Consider the following 17,317-nt stretch of genomic DNA (forward strand, 5'->3'; position numbering starts at 1 on the left):
CGTGCGGGTACTGCCCGGCCTTGACCATCATCACCCGGGCCCACGTACGCCGTCGGCAGTCAGGGAACGGTGGCCTGCACCACTTCCGCCCTGCCCATAGCCCGCACCGGCTCGGCGGTGGCGGGAACGAAGAATGCGTCGCCAGCCCCAGCCTCAACCGTTTCAGACTCGCTGGTGCGGAATCGACCCGCTCCGGAGATGACGAGCACCAACCGCGGTCCGTGGCCGGGAAAGTCCGTCCAGCCTTCGTCGGTCAGCGTGGTCACCGACAATTCGAAGTCCTCCACCGGGGCATAGAACACCCGGGTGCGACCGACGACCTCCGGCGCGATACGCACGGGCGGAGCAGCGACGCAGTCGAGCACCTCCAGCAAGCCTTCCGGGTCGATGTGCTTGGGCGTCAATCCGGCACGCAAGACGTTGTTGGAGTTCGCCATCACCTCCACGCCCAGGCCGTCCAGGTAGGCGTGCGGAGACCCCGCCGGGACGAACATCGCTTCCCCGGGCTGGAGCAGCACCGGGTTCATCAGCAGCGCGACGACGGCGCCCGGGTCACCGGGGTAGGCCTGTCCGAGGCGGGCAACGGTGCGGTCGATGCGCAACGAGGCACCCCGGGTCCCCATGCGCTGCGCGCAGGCATCGACGACGGCGCTCACCTCCTCGGCCCTGACCTCGCCCGGAGTGAGAAGCATCGTGACGGCCCGGCGTACGCCATGGGCGGTGGGGTCGGTCTGCAGGATCTGCGCCAATCGATCGGCTAACACCACATCCAAGCCGTTGACCAGTTCCAGTGCTCGGCGGGGGGTGCGGAACCCGGACAGCGCCCGGAATTCGGTCAGGGCGTAGAGCAACTCGGGTTTGTGGTTCGGGTCGGGGTAGAGCCGCTCGGGCGCCTCACGCGCGATGCCGGCGGCCTCCTCCCTGTCGAACCCGGCTCGTGCCTGCTCGAGGTTGGGGTGCACCTGCAGCGACAGTGGCGCCACAGGAGCGATGAGTTTGAGCAGGTAGGGCAGGTGCGGGCCGAACCGTGCCAGCACCTGCTCCCCTAACTGTTCCCGCCCCGAATCGGTGTCCAGATGCTCCCGTAGGTCCAGGGCACCGCCCGGAGCCAGCCTGGAGGGCGCCGCCGGATGGGCGCCGAACCACAGTTCCGCCCGCAGGGGCGCCCGTCGGGCGGGCAGCCGAGGAGGTCAGGAATGGCGGTGGTCGACCCCCAGGCATAGTGCTGGCCGCTTCCGCGAAGTTGGATAAGCACCGGCGCCTCCTTACCACCAGACGCTTCAGAGTAGTCCGGCCACAGGACGTCCGCCCGGGGTTTGGGCGCCGAGACCTGGTCCGGGAACAGGTGGTTCAGTGCGGTTCGGGCTGAGCCCGTTGCAGGCCACGTTCCTCGGCCGCGATCGTCAGCAGATCCAGCAGACATTCTGCGTACTTCCGCAACGGTTGGGCGGGAGGTTCCAGGGCGTCGTCACTCAGTTGTCCGCGTCTCCGCGCAGGCGGCCTCGTCCAGGTAGGCCTCGTAACGTCGGTGATCTGGTACTGCCCGCGTGGCGAGGGAGGCAGTCCCCGGGCTATGGCCACGCCGTCGTTGTCGTAGAAGTACAGACCCGGCACCGCGTCCTTCGATCTGGGTCTGGTCGGCTCTCCTCCAACTGCTCGAACAACCGTGGCCCATGGCAACACGCGGAGAAGTTCATCCCCCGGCACACGCCCACCGTCTTGGCTTCTGCCGGGTTCCCCGCCGGGCCGGTCCTTCACAGTTCGGTCATCCGCGCGCCCGCACACAGGTTCAGCATGAAGCGACCCACGCCGCGCACGGGCTTGGGAAGGGCTGTCACGATCACTTCGGTGTCAGCCGAAGTCAGGCCCACCCGGAGGAGTCGCAGTGCAACCACGAGCAGGACCAGACCCGTACCCACTGCTGTGATGGCCGAAGGAACCGGGTTCCACTCCAGCGCCGATACCGCGAACCACACCGTGACGCTGACCAATGCGCCCAGGAGGTACGGCGCGATCCCCGCCAGGGCCTGACCGAAGGTGAGCCGGAGCATGCGGGCTTCACCGCCCAGCACCAGGACGATCTGCGTCAGCGCGGCGCCCGCGTTACCAATGACCGCACCCCAGACCCCCAGATGGGGCACCAGGATCAGCACATTAAGGTGATGTTGACCGCCAGGGCGACCACGTTGAACACCAGCAGTCGAACACCGTGGAGCCGGGCCATGATGAATGCCTTCAGCGGACCGACGATCACCACCAATGCGCCGGCGATCCCCAGCGCGAGCAACACCTCGGAGGCCTCCCGGAACTCCTCTCCATAGAGCACCGGGGTCAGGAACGCAAAGAACGGCACCAGGCCCGCCACAATGAGGGCCAATGCGGTCGAGGAGGCGCGTAGTGTCCGGGTCAGGGCCCGCGCCACCGCGGGCCGGTCGACCTCGTGCAATCCGGAGACCGCCGGGATGAGTGGTCCCACCAACGACTGGGCCGGGCTGAACAAATGCACCGCCAGACCAAACGCGAGCGCGAAGATCCCGGCCGCCTCCATTGCGGACATCCAGGTCAGGACGATCACCTCGACCCGGGACATGACCATGGCGCCCACTGCGGCGGCGGCGCCGGCAGGCAGTGTGAACCGCCAGAAGCCTTTCGGGAGGCGACGTAGCCGCGGCCGCAGCACTGCCCTGCGGTAGGCGGGTGCGACCCAGAACATCGCGAGAGCCGCACCGATTCCACCCATCACCAACCGCGCTCCCCAGACCGCGTCTGCGGTCTGGGCGGTGAATATCGCCACGAGGACCGCTCCTTGCGTCAGCAGGTTGACGATCATGGCGTGCTTGGCGCCCTCGGCGGTCTTGTTCTCGATGGCGAAGCAGTAGGTCGCGTTGCCCAGCACAGAGGGTAGGAAGACCCCGAACAGCACGGCCACCAGCAGCAGCACCGGACCGACTTCGGCGATACTGACCACGACCAAGGTCATGACCGGCGCGGCCGTCAACATCCGGATGGCCTGCGAGGTGGACAACAGGTCCTTGACCTCCTGCCCTCGTCCCGTGGCGTGCGCTTTCGCGCCGTACTGGACCGCCCCAGTTCCCACACCCATCGAGATGATGCTCCCGACGATGGCCATGATCGAGGTCAGGTACGCCAACCGGCCGTAGTCGACCGCGCCGAGCGTGCGAGCGAGGACGATGTTGACCGCAAACGCGATCGGCAGCGAGATCAGGGTGTGCAGGAACGTCCAGTAGGCGCCTCGGACCGCGAATCGTTGCAGTTGTCCCCGGGAGAATTGCGGTTGAGCGGTCTCCGCAGCGAACCCGACGTCTGGTGCGGGAGGCTCGACGCCCGCTGCGGGATCGACGTCGTCCGATCCGGGCTCATCACCCACCGCGGGAGGGCTATCCATACTCGAGGTTCTGGGCGCGTTGCTGAATCGACTCCAGGGGGGCCGTTCCGCCCCGGGTACATCGAGACCAGGCAATTACCATAAGGCGATCCTAGTTGCCGCACCTGCGGCTTTCGGTGGGTTGTCGGCGTTTCTCGGCAGGCATGAGGATCAGCCCCAGCCCGCTCGAACATCCTTCGCGATCGGCCTTAGAAGGGGTGCGGATCGACTATCGTGGGGTTGCGGTGTGGCACACACGCGCGGGAGCAGGACCCGGCCGGCCGACCTGTTCCCCGGCCCGAATCAGGAGGTCCAGCATGACGCGGGTGGGTCGCGAGAAGACGGTGAACGTGCTGTGCGCACCCCCCGCGGCACCGAACGCCGGAATGACGAGCGTAGACCTGGCCTTCGGCTCGGTGGCGAAGCGACTGGGTCTCGAGCGTGTGCAGTACTGGCGCTTGTGGGATCAAAGCGAGTGGATCACACCCGTCGGCGGCTCACAGCCGACAGCGGATGGCGACTTCCTGGACGACAGCACCCAGATCACCTATCAGAACCTGCGTGGGCGATTCGATGAGTTCCTCGATGCCGATGCAGTGGTCTACTGGGGCGACTTCCTGCACATGGCCTTCTATGTGGAGTCCAACGTCGACATCCTCACCAACAAGACGGGGCTGATCAGCGACGTGGCCGAGGCACGGGACCACGTGTACCGGACCCTGCTGCTTCGCGGGGTGGCGGATGAGCATCTGTCCCGAGTGATCTCCTACGGCACCACGTTGAGTTTCAACACTCCCGCTGACTACGCCGGCGAGTACGGCCCGGCACTCGACGCCTTCCTATCGCGCGCCCGCCGGGTCTGGTTCCGCGACACGTACTCGGCTTGGGTGTCCCAACTCGCGCGCGCCTCGGACGAACGGCTCAGCAAGGGCACCGACGCGGCGTTCCTCTGGGAGCCTGAGGTCAGGCATCGCCCCGCGGGGAACCTGGGGGTGTTCTTCGGGCGCTCGGCCCTGCCGCCGGAGGCACTGGCGCAACTGGGCAGAGCGCTCACCACGCAGACCGGCCTACGGCCAGTCTGGCTGCCCTGGGGTCATGAGCCCGGGTTCTGGCCCATCGACGACCGCCGGCGTTTCCGCGCCGCCTGGCCGGGACTGGAGCATCGGGAACGCTCGCCGTCATGGGCTCTGCGGGCGCGGACCCTGAGCGAGGTGGGGCGGGGTGTGCGCCTCGGGCCGGCACAGCGTTCCTTCGACGAACTCATCACGCAGTTGGCCCAGTGCGATGTGGTCCTCACCGATACCTACCACCTCGCTATCAACGCCTGGCGGATGGGTATCCCCACCATCGCTGTGCTGGACGAGCCCGGCACGTGGTCGGTGAACTCCGGCTCGGCCGGTGCGCGACGGGACAAGAGGGCCGAGTTGTACTCCCAGATCGAGGCGACGGGACTGCTCGTCGCCGGCCGGGATGTACGCCGTGGCGGGCGGCGCGCCGCACGGTTCCTCGTGGACTACCTGGCGGACGAGGCAGCCCTGGCAGTCACCCACGAACGGATCTCCCGGCTGACCCGGAGGGGCCGGCACATGGTGTCGGAGACCCTGATCGACCTGTTGGCCACACCGTGACCGCGAGCCGAGGTGGCGGGCCATGAACCGGGTTGCCCTCATCGTCAGTTCGTTCCTGCCTCGATTCGGTGGGGTCGAGCGCCACGTCCTCGAAGTCTCCCGGGGCCTGCGGGACCGGGGGTACGAGGTGACTAGGGCGGTCGACCAGGGCGATGAGGTGCCCTCGTCGGTCGACGGGATTCCGCTGCGCTACCTGCCCTGTCCACTTCCCGCCCGCGACCTCGGCAGCCTCGTGAAGTTCCTGCGCAGGCTCCCGGCGGCAATCAGGGCATGGCGGCGCGCGGTCAGGACCGACCGCCCGCAGATCCTCAACGTCCAGTGCTTCGGGCCGAACGGCGTCTACGCCACCGTCCTCTCCAGGTTCTCCGGCATCCCGCTGGTGTACAGCGCTCACGGCGAGACGTCCGGCGACGCCGACGACATCTTCACCTCCTCCAGGCTGATCCGTCGAGCACTGGCGGCTGGGATCAGGCGCTCCAGCGCGATCACCGCCTGCTCCCGGTTCGCTGCCGATGATCTACTCAGGTTCGCCGCTCGAACACCGCCCGTGCACATCGTTTTCAATGGCGTCGACCGCGCCCCGCCCCGTCCGGCGACGATGCCGCCGCTTCCCCCCCGCTTCATCGCCGCAGTCGGGCGCCTGGTACCGAACAAGGGATTCGGTGAGCTCATCGCAGCCTTCGCCCCCGTCGCCGCAGAAAACGGCGACGTGGGTCTGGTGATCGCGGGCGACGGGCCGGACCGCCAACGCCTCGAGGAGCTCACGGACCGGCATGGCCTGACCCAGCAGGTCAGACTCCTCGGCCGACTCTCGGCCGGGCAGGTCCACCAACTGCTCCAGCACGCCGAGATGCTGGTGGTGCCCAGCCACGTCGAGGCTTTCGGGATCGCGATCCTCGAAGGTTGGCGGGCCGGAGCGCCCGTCATCGCCACCTCCCGCGGTGGCGCCGCGGAGTTCGTCCAGGACACGGTGAACGGCCTGCTCGTGGATCCGTTCGACGCCGCGGCACTCAGCACCGCGATGCTGTCCCTGCTCGGCGACCCGGTCGGCGCGGCGCACCTCGCTCGTGCCGGGAGCGCCGCCTTCGGCCCGTTCACATGGGATGCGGTATCCAACCGCTATCAGGCGGTGCTGGATCGAGTGGGCGCCGACGGTCCGAGCCGTCCTCGGTCACCGAGCAGGCTCCCACGCCGACACAGCGGCGATTGACACCACGTAGTCACTCTCCGTCTGCAACCCCATGAACGGCGGTGGGTGACCACCGGCCAGGTCGGTGTAGTTCACGCTGAGCATCTCCACCCCGCGAATGGTCCGCCACGGCACCTCGATTCGGATGGACACTGCCTCGACCGGGTCGAATTCAACCAACACCACCCGATCCCAGAACTGGTCCTCGACCTGCGCGACCTCCACCCACTGCTCGTCGGGGGTCTGCACCGACACCGTGTAGTCGCGCAGGCCGGCCTCGCAGCAGACGATACTGCCGCTGGCCACCGCGACCCGGTCGATCACGGTGGGCTCCTCCAATGCGATATCCACATGCGGGCTCGGGTCCACCGCCCCACCGACCCGCCCGGAGCGCCATGGCCGGTGCGGGTTCACCGTCCCCGATGTGATGACCTGAGGGTCTGCCTCCTCATGAGTCGAACTCGGTTGGACCTCTGCGCCGACCAGGACGTCGGGGCCGAACTCCTCCACCGGCTGGAACTCGATCGTCCCGGCAGAGGCAACGAAGAACTGGGGCGCACCGGTCAGGGTGACCGTGACCCGGCCGTCCTCGACCGGGAGTGATCGCTCGTGGCCGTAATGGTCAATGACGGTGAGTTCGGCCGCATCGGTTCGAGCCACCGCCTCCAGCCGCATCCCATCGGTCCAGATGGCTACGGTCTCCACCGCACCGCCCAGCCGCATCGCGTGACTGAACGGTATGGGCGTCTCGACGACCTCGGGTGCGCCTGAGTCCGCCAACAGCCTCGAGGTGGTGGCGAACGCCAGTGCGCCCGGCTTGACGTACGACTGGTGCTGAATGAGCGACCAACTCAGGTTGAACTCGCCCCACCCGCCCTCACTGAAGAAGTACGTCCACCCCGCCAGGTCCTCACGGGTGTACCAGAGAAGTTTGCGCGCCACGTTCGCACCCTGGGACCACAGCGACAGTGCGCCATCGGAGGTCCAGCCGGTTTCGGTGTCCCAGACCGGCAGCGCCGCACACTCCGGACCGAGGGCGTCCCGTAACTCGTCGAAACCCGAGCCCTCCTGGATGAAGCCCTCCTCCTCCCAGGATCGGTTCCAGCCGGTGTACGGGTGGACCGCGATGGCATCGACATGCTCACAGAGGTTCGTGGTCGCTGCCGAACGCCACCAGTCGAAGGCGAATCCCAGGCTGTTTCCCGCCAGCACCTGGGCCCCGGGATTAGCCCGGTGCGCCGCCAACGCAAACGGGATCTCAACGTCTTCGGCGTACTCGGCGCCATCGTCGAATGCCATGTTCGGCTCGTTCCACGGCGACCACAGGATGATCTCGGGCACCTGTTCGGCCACGCCGGCCACGATGTACTCCGACCACCCCTCCCAGGTACCCGAATCCACTGCGGCACGCTCAGCTTCACCGTTCTGGCCGAGCTGGACGATGAGATCCACCCCTTCCTGGGTGGCAACCTGCGCGGCTGCACGGAGCTGGCCAAAGGCGCCGGCGTCGTCGTCCTCCTCCCCCGCGCCGGGCAAGCCTTGCCACCTGATGCCCGACGGCGAGGGTTCAGCAGCCGGGTCGGGCACCAGGGACGCGAAGTCCAGTTGCACTCGATGGCTGCCGATGCCCAACCGTGCGGCGATCTCCACGCCGCGTAACGGCCCCGGCCCGCCCCAGTCGGCACCATCGCTCAGCGTCCCCAGACGGAGCGGGGACGCCTCTGGGCTGATGCTGTAACGCAGGCAGGCACCCGACAGCGGCTCGGTGCTGCCGGGCTCGACGAGCCACAGACTCACCTCGTACACCCCGGGTCGGCGCTCCGGTAACTCCAGTGCACTGCGGCCGCCGCCGAGGGGAATCTCGGCCCGGCGCTGCTCCTGCACGACAGGCTCCGCCAGCGTCGGATCACCGGTGACGGTGTAGTGCAGTTGCAGTTCCGAGTTCCCTGCGTCGCTGACTCCCCAACCCTCCTCCGTCTCGATGAAGACCTCGGGGACTTCCCCGGCGTCGAAATGGTTGAACGGCCTATCCGTGGTCGGTCCGATGCCGATTCCCAGTCGCGCCAGGGACGCCTCCCGGGAGGCCTTCGGCTCCACCGGGCCCAGCAGCATCGCCTGCATCTCCTCGCTGCTCAACGACAGCACCCGGTATTCCCCCTCGAGGAAGGACAGCACCCAGTAGTGTCCGTCCCGCTCGATCAGGCGACCGGCCTCCGCCAAGGTCATCCCCCCGCTGCCGTTCATCCAGAAGCCCTGGCGTACCCCGTGGGCGTCGACCCATTGGATCCCATCGGCACTCGCCACCAGGAACCCCTCTCCCCGCGGGCCAGGGGTAACTCCGCGCGGCCGTTCGATGCGTGGGGGGCCGGAGACAGCGAACTCACGGTCAGCCAGGCTGAAGGGCACGTGCAGCACCGTGGCGCCCGTGGCGAGATCGTGGACGCGAAGGTGGGCGGTGCCGCCATCAACGGTGAGACCGGCGACGCTCGTGTTGCCCACCGACCCCAAGAGGGTGTCTGGGAGGCCCGGCAGCACGCCGAGGTAGTCACCATTCTCGCGGAACCCGTGCACCGTGCGTTCTCCCTCGCCGATCAGGAGCGCTGGCGCCCCGCCGAGATCCGCGACCCAGTGGATGCCCTTGAGGTCCAGCGGATGCCCGGTGCTCTCCGCACCGGGTGGCACCTCGAACGACGACGAGGTACTGCCGTCAGCGTCGAGTTGGGCGACCTGGCGGCGCCCGTCGTAGGTGTCGATTGCATAGACCGCCCCATCCGGGGACACGGCGGGCGAGCCGTTGTTGTGCCGCGGTTGGTCACGTTCGTGCTCAAACAGGGTCGTGTCCAGGCTGCGACCATCATGGTCGAATCGCTCCAGGATGGTCTCGCCGTCTGCTCCCTCTCCTTCGACCAGGATCGCCTCGGAAGTGGCCGCGATTCCCCACACCCCGCCTTCACCCGGGCTCACGGTCCAGTACTCGGGTGCGAACGGTTCCTCATCGCTCGGCCGGTCGGCGGTGATCTTTTCCACCAGGCGTCCTTCGAAACCGCATACCGGCGTGAGATCAGGAGCCGGATGCTGGGCAGCGGGCTCGGTGTTCCCGCCGGTGACAACCAGCACGGTTCCCGCCACAAGTCCCACGACCGCGACGACACTTCCCCCGAGAATCCACGCGCGTCGAGCCATGGCACGCCTTTCCTGGAAGTACGGCCCAGAGTACCTTGTGAGTCGGTCACGATCGGGGAACTCCCAGCTATTTGTCGCAGTCCGCCCGATACAGTGATCGCGGTGGCGGCGAGGCCATCCGAGGAAGGGGAGCGCCGATGCAGCGTCTGGTCATTGCGACGACGGCGACGTCGGCGCCTATGGGGGCCCAGGTGTACCAGGAAGAGGTCGCGGCCCGCGCCGCTGAGGCGCTCGAAGCCACGGGCGGGGGATGGACGGTTGATCGGTTCATCGCGCGCTCGCTGCGCTCCCCGCTACCCGGGACCGCCCGTCTGCCCTTCGGCAGACTGCGTCACGCCGGGCGCCGCGAGCGCCGCGCCATCGGCAGCGTGGTCTACCCGCGCGATGCATTGCTGCACCGGATGGAACTGGAGCTGCCGCCGGCGAGGCACGAGGTGCTGACCATGCACGACACCGTTGCGTGGCGCTACCCCGACGAGGGTCAGCCGGTCGCCGCTGCCGCCGAGGAGCTTCGGGCTGCCGCAGCGGTGATCTGCGTCTCGCGCTACACCGCCGAGGACATTGCCGAGAGGTTCGGTGTGGATCGCCTGCACGTGGTGCACAACGGGGTGGATGACCGGTTCCGCGGTGCCGAACCACTGACCTCTGCCGAACTCGCTGCTCTGGGCATCGATGGACGCTACCTGCTGCACGCCGGAGGGGCCGCGGCGCGAAAGAACCTCGAGGGACTGGCCGCAGCGTGGGACCTGCTTCACGGCAGCCACCCCGATGTCTCACTGGTGCTGTCGGGCCCACAGCACCCGCGCCGGGACCATCTCTTCGGAGACCTGCCCCGGGCGATCCGCGTTGGTCGTCTTCCTGAGAACGTGCTGCCCCCACTGATGTCCGGGGCGCAGGCCGTCGTGGTGCCGTCACATCATGAGGGGTTCGGCCTGCCCGCCCTGGAGGCGATGGCCGCGGGGGCTCCGGTCGTGGTGGCTGCGACCAGTTCGCTTACTGAGGTGGCTGCTGAGGCAGGTGTCATGGTGGGCACCACCGGCGCTGAGATCGCCGAAGGACTGGACTACGTGCTCGGGTCCGACTTTCCCCGGGACCGGTACGTCGCTGCTGGGCGCAGGCACGCTGCCCCGTTCACCTGGGAGCGCAGTGCGAAGGGGCACGCGGAGGTATGGCGCAGCGTGGGAGGCTGAATACCGACAGGCCGCGAGGCCGCCAAGCCACAAAGCCGCTCGAAGGCGCTGTCCACCAGGACGCGCCTCTTGTAGGCTGGCCGGATCACATCGCGTGAACTCTCGGGGGTACACAACCGCTGGGAGTGAGGAATGGTCGACGAAGGCCGCCACGCAGCGCGAGTGCGGCCGTTCGAGACCCGGTTTCGGTACTGGGCCGCTGGGCTCTCGATCCTGTTCGCAGGTGCGCTGCTGGGGCTGTACACGGTGGCGGTTCGGACGCATACCGGCCAGGTCGTCGATGTGACCGTGTACCGATGGTCGCATGGGCTGAATCACGGCGGCGGGCTCAGCGGCGCCCTCCGCTCCAACTTGCACGTGCCGCTTCTCGTGGCCTGCCTGGTCCTGGTATCGCTGGCGCTCAGAGCGCGGGACTGGCACCGGGTCGCCGCCGCGCTAACCGTCGCGGCGGCCACCCCCGTAGCGTCCCTGTGGCTGCGCGATGAGGTCTTCGACCGGCCCTATCTGGGTGATCACGCCTTTGTGATGAACACCCTGCCCTCCGGGCATGTCTCCCTCAGCGCTGCTCTGGCGGTCGCCATCATGATCCTCTGGCCCTCCCGCGCGCGCTGGCCCATCGTCGTCGCAGGCGTCCTGCTGGCGACGGCTAGCCTGGCGTCCGTGGTCGCGCACGCGCACCGCCCCAGTGACGTCGTCGCCTCTGTGCTGCTCACCGGTGCCGTCACGTGCGCTGCGCTGGCTCTGGGTGGCCCGCTCGCCGCGCCCCGAGTCATGCGGAGAGCCGTCGTGGTTCCGTCGACGGAATCGACCCCGCCGCCCTCATCCGGGGACTGGTTCAGGCGAGGAGATCCTGGTCTTTCAACTGGGCAACGAAGGCGTCGACGTCCCGCTCGGCCGTCTCCCGATCAATCCGGTACTCGGCAATCAGGGCATCAGTGAGCTCACCCTCCGACCGTTCCTCGGTGAGCAACTTCGTCAAGAAGGCCCCAGCGGCGTTGGTGGTCAGGTAGACCGAGCCCTGCAGGTCAAGGATCACCAACTCCCCGTCGATCTCCTGCCAGGTCAGATCGTCATGCGCAACTTCATTGGTTCGCTACCTTCCGCGTCAGTTCCTCACGACCCGCCGTCGGATCCCGGAACGAGACAAGCGTATCTGGCCTGGCGCGGCACATTGCCACGATCCCGGGATCAGGCGCGGGCCAAGGCAGTACCCGCGTCCACAGCACTCAGGACCCGCGAGCCGAGATCGTCGGCGAAGGGGGGCCCCCACGGGATCTGCGCACGGAAGACCGGGACTCTACCGGCCACCGCAGCGGCGTTCTCAGTCAGTTGCGCCAGAATCCGGCGGTCCTGCCACCCCAGCAGACGTGGAAACCGCAACAACTCGATCACTGACATCGCCCCGGAGAGACGATGGAGTCGGACCTCGTCGGCCTCCCGGTCGGGGATCGGGATGAGGATCGCCCGCAGCGGCATCCGGTCGGTGGCCCGCTCCGGGGGGCTGAGGACCTGGCGAGCATCGACCGTCTCCCTACGTGCCAGCGGGACGGTGAATCTCGTCGAGAGCGCTTTCGGCACCCTTGCGCAGTCGCAGCTCGGTCGCACCTAGCCGGGCCAGTGCCTTGCCCTCATCGAAGTCGACCCGCAGGACGTCGTCGGTGATGAGTGCGCCACCGGCAGCGCACAGCAGGGTCGCGACGGTGGATTTACCCATCCCGGAGAACCCGACACATGCGATCGCCTCATCACGCACCTGCACGGCGCTGGCGTGCAGGACCGCGTGGCCTCGCATGTGCAGAATGAACGACAGCACCGAGCCGGCCAGCAGCACCACGGACAGTTCCGGGTCGGCTCCCTCGAACGGATATGCCGTCACCGACGTCAAGTCGGCGTCGATCTCGAAGTCCGCCGCGGTATAGCACCGGTAGGTGTAGCCCCCATCCGGTCGCCGAACCACGTCCTGCCACCGTCGCCGCGCGGTATATGTCAGCAACGGCTCCCCAACCGGGGGCAAGGCCGGTTCAGCCCGAGGTGCGCCCCACCGCACCTCGACATCCACCCTCGCGCCAGGAGCAGCCGGCCTAGCCTGCCACAAGGGTCGTTCGGAGGAGACGACGAGGCCGTAAAGTTCCTGCAGGTCACTCACGTCCAGCCTCCAGAGCCTTGAAGGCGAGCGGTTCGAATCCGGCCTGGCGTTCCAGGTCCAGGTCCGCTCCGTCGACGCGGATCCAGGCATGTGCCTCGACTTTGCCGTCCGTCTTCCGGACGCCGATCACCAGCTCCGGACACCGCTCGCGCAAGATATACCCGGTCATCACCGAAGTCCGCAGACAGGTCCCGTTGATGAACGGCAGAGCGAGAACCCGGCGTTGGATCTGCAACTGGCGCACTTCGCGGACGCTGAGTTCGGTCGTCGGCGACACCGGTGCTTGCGAACTCCTCCGCTCCCTGACGAGAGGCGCGCCGAATCGCCGCGCGACGACGTCGACGGACGTGGTCCGCAGGCTGAACTCCACGGCCAGCCACAACAGCAGCAAGCGCATCGCAGTGCCATAGTCACGCAACCTGTGGTGCACGTCGGCCCTCCTCGCCCCTATCTGCCGATGGTACCCCCGTCTGTTGCGCGAGCCACGCCTGCTGCAACAGCAGAACCACGAGGGCCGGAACCAGATCGGCCAGCCAGGCCTGACGCAGCTTCTCGACATCGACCAATTCCGAGTCGACGCCAGTTCCATTCCAGTCCCGGGCAAACTCTCGAGTCGAACGGCCGAAGTATGCAGTATTGAACCGCGCCTTGCTCGCTCTGCTCAAGACCTCACCGGGCAGCACGCGGCCGAAGACGGCGGTCATCGCCTCAGTTCGGTCGGCATAACCGAAGTAGGGCGCGTGCCGACTGTAACTGGCCAGGAACTGCGGGTGCCAGAACGGATCCGCGACGACAGAACCATACTCAGCAGCAATGGTGGTCATGGTCTGCCCATAGGCTCCCCGGAACCGCGCGCTGCACAAGACTTCCAAGCCCCCCCGAAGAGATAGGGGCTCGTGCACCTGGTCCCGCAGCGCGTCCGACAGGAACTCCCGGCGTGCCGAATCGGTGAGCCAGGGCATGTCGAGCATCGAGGCGCCTCTGGCTCTGCGACGTCGCACTCGTTCGGGCGCCAAGGACCACAGTGCCTCCCGTCGGGGACTCCCGGGACGGAATCGGCCCCGGACGCCAGCAACCAGCGCACTCGCGCGTTTAGGCAGGAACACATCGTCGCCACCCTCGCCGGTGAGCACCAGCCCACCTGCGGTGCGTTCGAACATGTCAGCCCACAGGTGAGCAGCCGCTGGAAAGACGAGCCCTCTGCGGAGGAGGCTCTGGGAACCGCGCGGGCCCAAGTACTCGTTCTCGCCGTCGACGACTTCGAGGCGCATCCAATCCTGAACACCGAGGTGCTTGACCACCAGCTCCTGCCATTCAGTCTCATCGGATTCGTCGAGACCCGGGTAGACGTAGGTGAACGGGACCGCGGCGGGGATACGACGTTCCTGGGCCAGGCTCACGGCTGCTGCGAGGATCCCGGAGGAGTCCGGCCACCCGAGAACGTGACGTAGACGACCCTTCCATCGGCCGCGCGTTCGATCGTGGACTTCAGGGCCTCGAAGGGGTGGCGAGCGGCCGAACGCGGAAACGGCCTGCGCCTCTGCAGCCCAGTCACCACATTGCGGCTGATCTCTTTGTCATTCGGCCGGTAGTAGCTCACGCCGATCCCCTTACAGGCCGCGGTCCGGCCGAGCCGGCCGGACCGCGCCTTGATGGTCGAAGGTGCTCAGGAGGTGGGCGCGTCCCGTTGGAGGATGAAGGGGAACGTACCGTCGAAGTCCAGAGCAAATTCCTTCCCCCTAGCCAAGGTGACGTCGTGGACCGAGCCGGCCTCGGTGATTCGTGGTGCTTCGTACATGACACTTCCTTCCAGTAGCGGCGCAATTGCGGTTGAGCCTTCTCAGGCTAGGGAGCCGACGCCCGCCCTGCGGAGCAAAGTGCATGCTTCAGCCGGGTGAATCTCGCCCCGGCCGGGTGACTCACGTCAGGGTGAGTGGATCGCCCTGGGGGTGAGATGGCACTCATCTCGGCTCGCGCAGCGGTCTCATACCGCCTCGCGCGCGTGACCGCTCTCCCCCGCCGTCCGGCTGTCCGGGCAGGTGGACTGTTGCGCGAGCCAGGCTTGTTGCATGAGCAGACCCACCGGAGCCGGGACGGGATCGTGGAGCAGGGCCAGTCGCAGTTCCTCGACGTTCACGACGTCGGCGTCCACTCCCGTACCGTCCCACTGCCTGGCGAACTCCTGAGCCGAACGCCCGAAGTACGCGGAGTTGAAGTGTGCTTTGCTGGATCTGCGCAGGATCTCCTTCGGCAACACCTGGCCGAAGACCGCTGTCATCGCCTCGGTACGGTCGCCATAGCCGTAACGCGGGGCGTGCCTGATGTAACTATCCAGGAACTCGCCGTGCCAGAACGGATCCTCAACGGTCGAGCCGTACTCGGTGGCCATGGCTGCGTAGGTCTGCGCCAGCGCCGCACGTGTCCGCGCACTGCACTGGACCTCGAGACTGCTCCGTAAGGACAGCGGCTCGTGCACCTCCTCACGCAGAAAATCGTTCCAGAACTCACGCGCAGCCGCGTCCGTCAGCCATGGCATGTCCATCAGAGGACGGTTGCTAGCCCTCCGAAAGCGGAGCCGCTCGGGGGCCAGGGACCACAGCGCCTCCCGGCGGGGCGTCCCGGCACCGAAACGTCCCCGCCCGGCCCGGACCAGGGCACCGGCACGCTTCGGGGAGAAGACCTCGTCGCCACCCTCACCGGTCAAGACCAATGAACCCCTGGTGCGGTCGAACATGTCCGCCCAGAGATGAGCGGTGGCGGGAAAGACCAGGCCCCGCCGCTGAAGACTGTGAGTCCCCCTGGGGCCGAGGAACTCGTTGTCGCCCTCACGAACTTCGATGCGCATCCATTCCGCGACGCCGAGGTGGCGGACAACCAAGTCCTGCCACTTACCTTCGTGAGTCTCGGTCAACCCGGGATAGACGTAAGTGAACGGGACAGCGGCCGGTATTCGACCCTCGCGGGCGAGGCTGGTGGCTGCCGCGAGAATCCCGGAGGAGTCCCTGCCCCCGGAAAAAGTGACGTAGACGGATCGACCATCGGCCGCACGTTCGATGACAGTCTTCAGTGCCTCGAACGGGTGCCCGACACTCGACCTGGGAAATCGCCTGCGTCGCTGGTTCCCGGTGACGAAACCGCGACTCGTTTCCGTCACGTCAGGACGGTAATAGTCCACGTCTCACACTCCCACCGTGGCCCGGTTCGAAACGAACCGGGCCACAGCCGTCGGAAAATTGAGTCTCGAGAATTGAGGCTCAGGAAGTGGGCGTCTCAGGCCATCCCATGTGGCTATTGCCATCGCCGTAGTAGACGCCCTTTTGGAGGGTGACGTCGTGGACCGAGCCGACCTCAGTGATTCGTGGTGCTTCATACATTGGAGGATCTCCATCCTTGATGAGGTTAAGCACCTCGAAGAATACGGGGCTGCGACGTCCTGCGCCGACGGCAACCGGGTGAATTCACGCGCTCCAGGTTCCGTCGAAGGGTGAGGCCGAGCCTCACCCTCGTCGGGTGGCGCGCGATCCGCCTGCGACCTCCGTCACGGCGGCGAGGTAGTCGCGCCGTCCGCGCTCACCTCCGATATCAGCGGAGAGGGCTCGCGGTTGGCTACCGTGTCGTCGGACGCGAGCCTCGTGCACCCGCGCCATCACCATCTGACGTGCCAACTCCACGCCCGATCCGGCCAGACTTCCCCGGGCGCTGGCATACAACCCGCCACCGATACTGCGATCGTGTGGGAGACCGGGGAACTCATATCGATGGTCGCGCCGGGCGGCCAGGTGCGACCACACACGCCCGCGCCGCGCGCTGAGGCCTGGTGGCATCGGCGCACCGGACACCCTCGAAACGCGTTCCAGCACCAGCACCACCGGTACGGCGGTACGGGCCGCCAGACATCGGCGGCGCAATTCCACCGGGTCGAATCCGAGCCGGTGTGTGGCGAAGTGCAGATCGCCGAGCCACATCAGGCGGTTCGCTCCGGCCTGCGCAGCGTGGAACGCCAGGTGATGGACTGTGTCCACCGCATCGAAGGTGGGCACGACATCACCGGAGCTGAACTGCACCTCCACCCGTCGCTCGAGCATGCCGGCGGGGTCCGTCCTATAGGCACGACGCAACTGCTTGGGTACTGCGATGTCCCAGTGCAGGTCCAGGTGTGTGCCCGCGGGTCCGATGAGCGCCACCTCGGCGCGCATGGTCTTGCGGATCAACGCCCAGTTATGGTCCGCCAGTGTGAACCCGGCATCTTCCAGCGTGGCCAGGGCTGCGGGGAACCGGCTCCCGTGGACGAAAACGTCCAGGTCGTAGTACTCGCGCATATCCGGGCTCGGCCACAGCACCTCAGAGGCCACGGGCCCCTTGGCCACCACCCACGGGATGTCCGCGGTGCGCAGTGCGCCGGTGGCCGCGCGGAGGTCGGTCAGTTGAGAGCAGGTGCCGCAGGATCTGACGCTCTCGGAACGCTGACAATTGCTCGACCCAGTGCGCCGGCACACCCTCCGCGGCACGTAGCCGCCGTATCACGGCAGGGGTGATCCTGTGCAGGCCGCCGGCCTCGAGCACCTCCTCGACGGAATGCTCAAGGACGCGTGGCGG

The 17,317-nt window shown here is 67.3% G+C and carries 16 protein-coding genes and 2 pseudogenes; 4 read left to right on the top strand and 14 right to left on the bottom strand.

All coding sequences use genetic code 11. The annotated features are described in order from the left end of the window. Positions 1-59: 59 nt before the first annotated feature. From manA to ACRRRO_RS03755, 4 genes and pseudogenes are all read right to left on the bottom strand, one after another. Positions 60-1,181, bottom strand: coding sequence for a mannose-6-phosphate isomerase, class I (gene manA / locus ACRRRO_RS03740; RefSeq protein WP_434081546.1), 1,122 nt, complete (start codon positions 1,179-1,181; stop codon positions 60-62). Between the two features lie 334 nt (positions 1,182-1,515). Then, a pseudogene (locus tag ACRRRO_RS03745) lies at positions 1,516-1,644 on the bottom strand (glucose-1-phosphate thymidylyltransferase); the annotation flags it as partial. A gap of 110 nt (positions 1,645-1,754) precedes the next feature. Next, positions 1,755-2,153, bottom strand: coding sequence for a hypothetical protein (locus ACRRRO_RS03750; RefSeq protein WP_434081087.1), 399 nt, complete (start codon positions 2,151-2,153; stop codon positions 1,755-1,757). Continuing rightward, positions 2,147-3,406 carry an oligosaccharide flippase family protein gene (locus ACRRRO_RS03755; protein ID WP_434081088.1) on the bottom strand — a complete coding sequence of 420 codons (1,260 nt, stop codon included), beginning with the start codon at positions 3,404-3,406 and terminating at the stop codon, positions 2,147-2,149. Before ACRRRO_RS03755 ends, ACRRRO_RS03750 begins: the two co-directional genes overlap by 7 nt. A gap of 296 nt (positions 3,407-3,702) precedes the next feature. On the opposite strand from ACRRRO_RS03755, the gene ACRRRO_RS03760 reads away from it, so the two are divergent. Continuing rightward, entirely contained in the window at positions 3,703-5,013 is a 1,311-nt protein-coding gene (locus ACRRRO_RS03760) for a polysaccharide pyruvyl transferase family protein (protein WP_424796435.1), read from the top strand. Between the two features lie 22 nt (positions 5,014-5,035). Next, positions 5,036-6,223: a glycosyltransferase family 4 protein gene (locus tag ACRRRO_RS03765; RefSeq protein WP_434081089.1), complete on the top strand. Its 1,188-nt coding sequence runs from the start codon at positions 5,036-5,038 to the stop codon at positions 6,221-6,223. On the opposite strand, the gene ACRRRO_RS03770 is transcribed toward ACRRRO_RS03765, so the two are convergent. Then, on the bottom strand, positions 6,185-9,229 hold the full coding sequence (locus tag ACRRRO_RS03770) for a hypothetical protein (RefSeq protein WP_424796437.1): 3,045 nt from the start codon (positions 9,227-9,229) through the stop codon (positions 6,185-6,187). The two genes, ACRRRO_RS03765 and ACRRRO_RS03770, sit on opposite strands and share 39 nt — an antisense overlap. Before the next feature lie 293 nt (positions 9,230-9,522). On the opposite strand from ACRRRO_RS03770, the gene ACRRRO_RS03775 reads away from it, so the two are divergent. Continuing rightward, a complete protein-coding gene (locus ACRRRO_RS03775; RefSeq protein WP_424796438.1) occupies positions 9,523-10,575 on the top strand; it encodes a glycosyltransferase in 1,053 nt (350 codons plus the stop codon). Positions 10,576-11,100: 525 nt separating this feature from the next. Continuing rightward, a pseudogene (locus tag ACRRRO_RS03780) lies at positions 11,101-11,301 on the top strand (phosphatase PAP2 family protein); the annotation flags it as partial. 109 nt (positions 11,302-11,410) lie between these two features. On the opposite strand, the gene ACRRRO_RS03785 reads toward ACRRRO_RS03780, so the two are convergent. From ACRRRO_RS03785 to ACRRRO_RS03825, 9 genes are all read right to left on the bottom strand, one after another. After that, a complete protein-coding gene (locus ACRRRO_RS03785; RefSeq protein WP_434081090.1) occupies positions 11,411-11,611 on the bottom strand; it encodes a PqqD family protein in 201 nt (66 codons plus the stop codon). A gap of 152 nt (positions 11,612-11,763) precedes the next feature. Next, positions 11,764-12,153 (bottom strand): hypothetical protein, encoded by a 390-nt coding sequence (locus tag ACRRRO_RS03790; RefSeq protein WP_434081091.1) that lies wholly within the window; start codon positions 12,151-12,153, stop codon positions 11,764-11,766. Next, a complete protein-coding gene (locus ACRRRO_RS03795; protein ID WP_434081092.1) occupies positions 12,107-12,532 on the bottom strand; it encodes a hypothetical protein in 426 nt (141 codons plus the stop codon). Before ACRRRO_RS03795 ends, ACRRRO_RS03790 begins: the two co-directional genes overlap by 47 nt. A gap of 181 nt (positions 12,533-12,713) precedes the next feature. Continuing rightward, the gene (locus ACRRRO_RS03800; protein WP_424796441.1) at positions 12,714-13,118 is read right to left on the bottom strand and encodes a lasso peptide biosynthesis B2 protein; all 405 of its coding nucleotides are present in this window, start codon (positions 13,116-13,118) and stop codon (positions 12,714-12,716) included. Positions 13,119-13,131: 13 nt separating this feature from the next. Then, a complete protein-coding gene (locus ACRRRO_RS03805; protein ID WP_434081093.1) occupies positions 13,132-14,121 on the bottom strand; it encodes an asparagine synthase-related protein in 990 nt (329 codons plus the stop codon). Between the two features lie 266 nt (positions 14,122-14,387). Continuing rightward, positions 14,388-14,519, bottom strand: coding sequence for a lasso RiPP family leader peptide-containing protein (locus tag ACRRRO_RS03810; protein ID WP_424796443.1), 132 nt, complete (start codon positions 14,517-14,519; stop codon positions 14,388-14,390). A 186-nt stretch (positions 14,520-14,705) separates the two neighbouring features. After that, entirely contained in the window at positions 14,706-15,875 is a 1,170-nt protein-coding gene (locus tag ACRRRO_RS03815; RefSeq protein WP_424796444.1) for an asparagine synthase-related protein, read from the bottom strand. 100 nt (positions 15,876-15,975) lie between these two features. Further along, positions 15,976-16,095, bottom strand: coding sequence for a lasso RiPP family leader peptide-containing protein (locus ACRRRO_RS03820; RefSeq protein WP_424790436.1), 120 nt, complete (start codon positions 16,093-16,095; stop codon positions 15,976-15,978). Between the two features lie 123 nt (positions 16,096-16,218). Beyond that, positions 16,219-17,229: a nucleotidyltransferase family protein gene (locus ACRRRO_RS03825; RefSeq protein ID WP_434081094.1), complete on the bottom strand. Its 1,011-nt coding sequence runs from the start codon at positions 17,227-17,229 to the stop codon at positions 16,219-16,221. Positions 17,230-17,317: the final 88 nt, after the last annotated feature.

Origin of the sequence: Sanguibacter sp. Z1732 (assembly GCF_051020515.1) — a bacterium.
Classification (GTDB): domain Bacteria; phylum Actinomycetota; class Actinomycetes; order Actinomycetales; family Beutenbergiaceae; genus CALKWS01.

What these genes read in the sequence shown, in the direction of transcription:
- ACRRRO_RS03755 (WP_434081088.1), bottom strand. Translation starts at nt 3,406, where the DNA reads ATGGATAGCCCTCCCGCGGTGGGTGATGAGCCCGGATCGGACGACGTC.
- ACRRRO_RS03760 (WP_424796435.1), top strand. Translation starts at nt 3,703, where the DNA reads ATGACGCGGGTGGGTCGCGAGAAGACGGTGAACGTGCTGTGCGCACCC.
- ACRRRO_RS03765 (WP_434081089.1), top strand. Translation starts at nt 5,036, where the DNA reads ATGAACCGGGTTGCCCTCATCGTCAGTTCGTTCCTGCCTCGATTCGGT.
- ACRRRO_RS03775 (WP_424796438.1), top strand. Translation starts at nt 9,523, where the DNA reads ATGCAGCGTCTGGTCATTGCGACGACGGCGACGTCGGCGCCTATGGGG.
- ACRRRO_RS03800 (WP_424796441.1), bottom strand. Translation starts at nt 13,118, where the DNA reads ATGCGCTTGCTGCTGTTGTGGCTGGCCGTGGAGTTCAGCCTGCGGACC.
- ACRRRO_RS03810 (WP_424796443.1), bottom strand. Translation starts at nt 14,519, where the DNA reads ATGTACGAAGCACCACGAATCACCGAGGCCGGCTCGGTCCACGACGTC.
- ACRRRO_RS03820 (WP_424790436.1), bottom strand. Translation starts at nt 16,095, where the DNA reads ATGTATGAAGCACCACGAATCACTGAGGTCGGCTCGGTCCACGACGTC.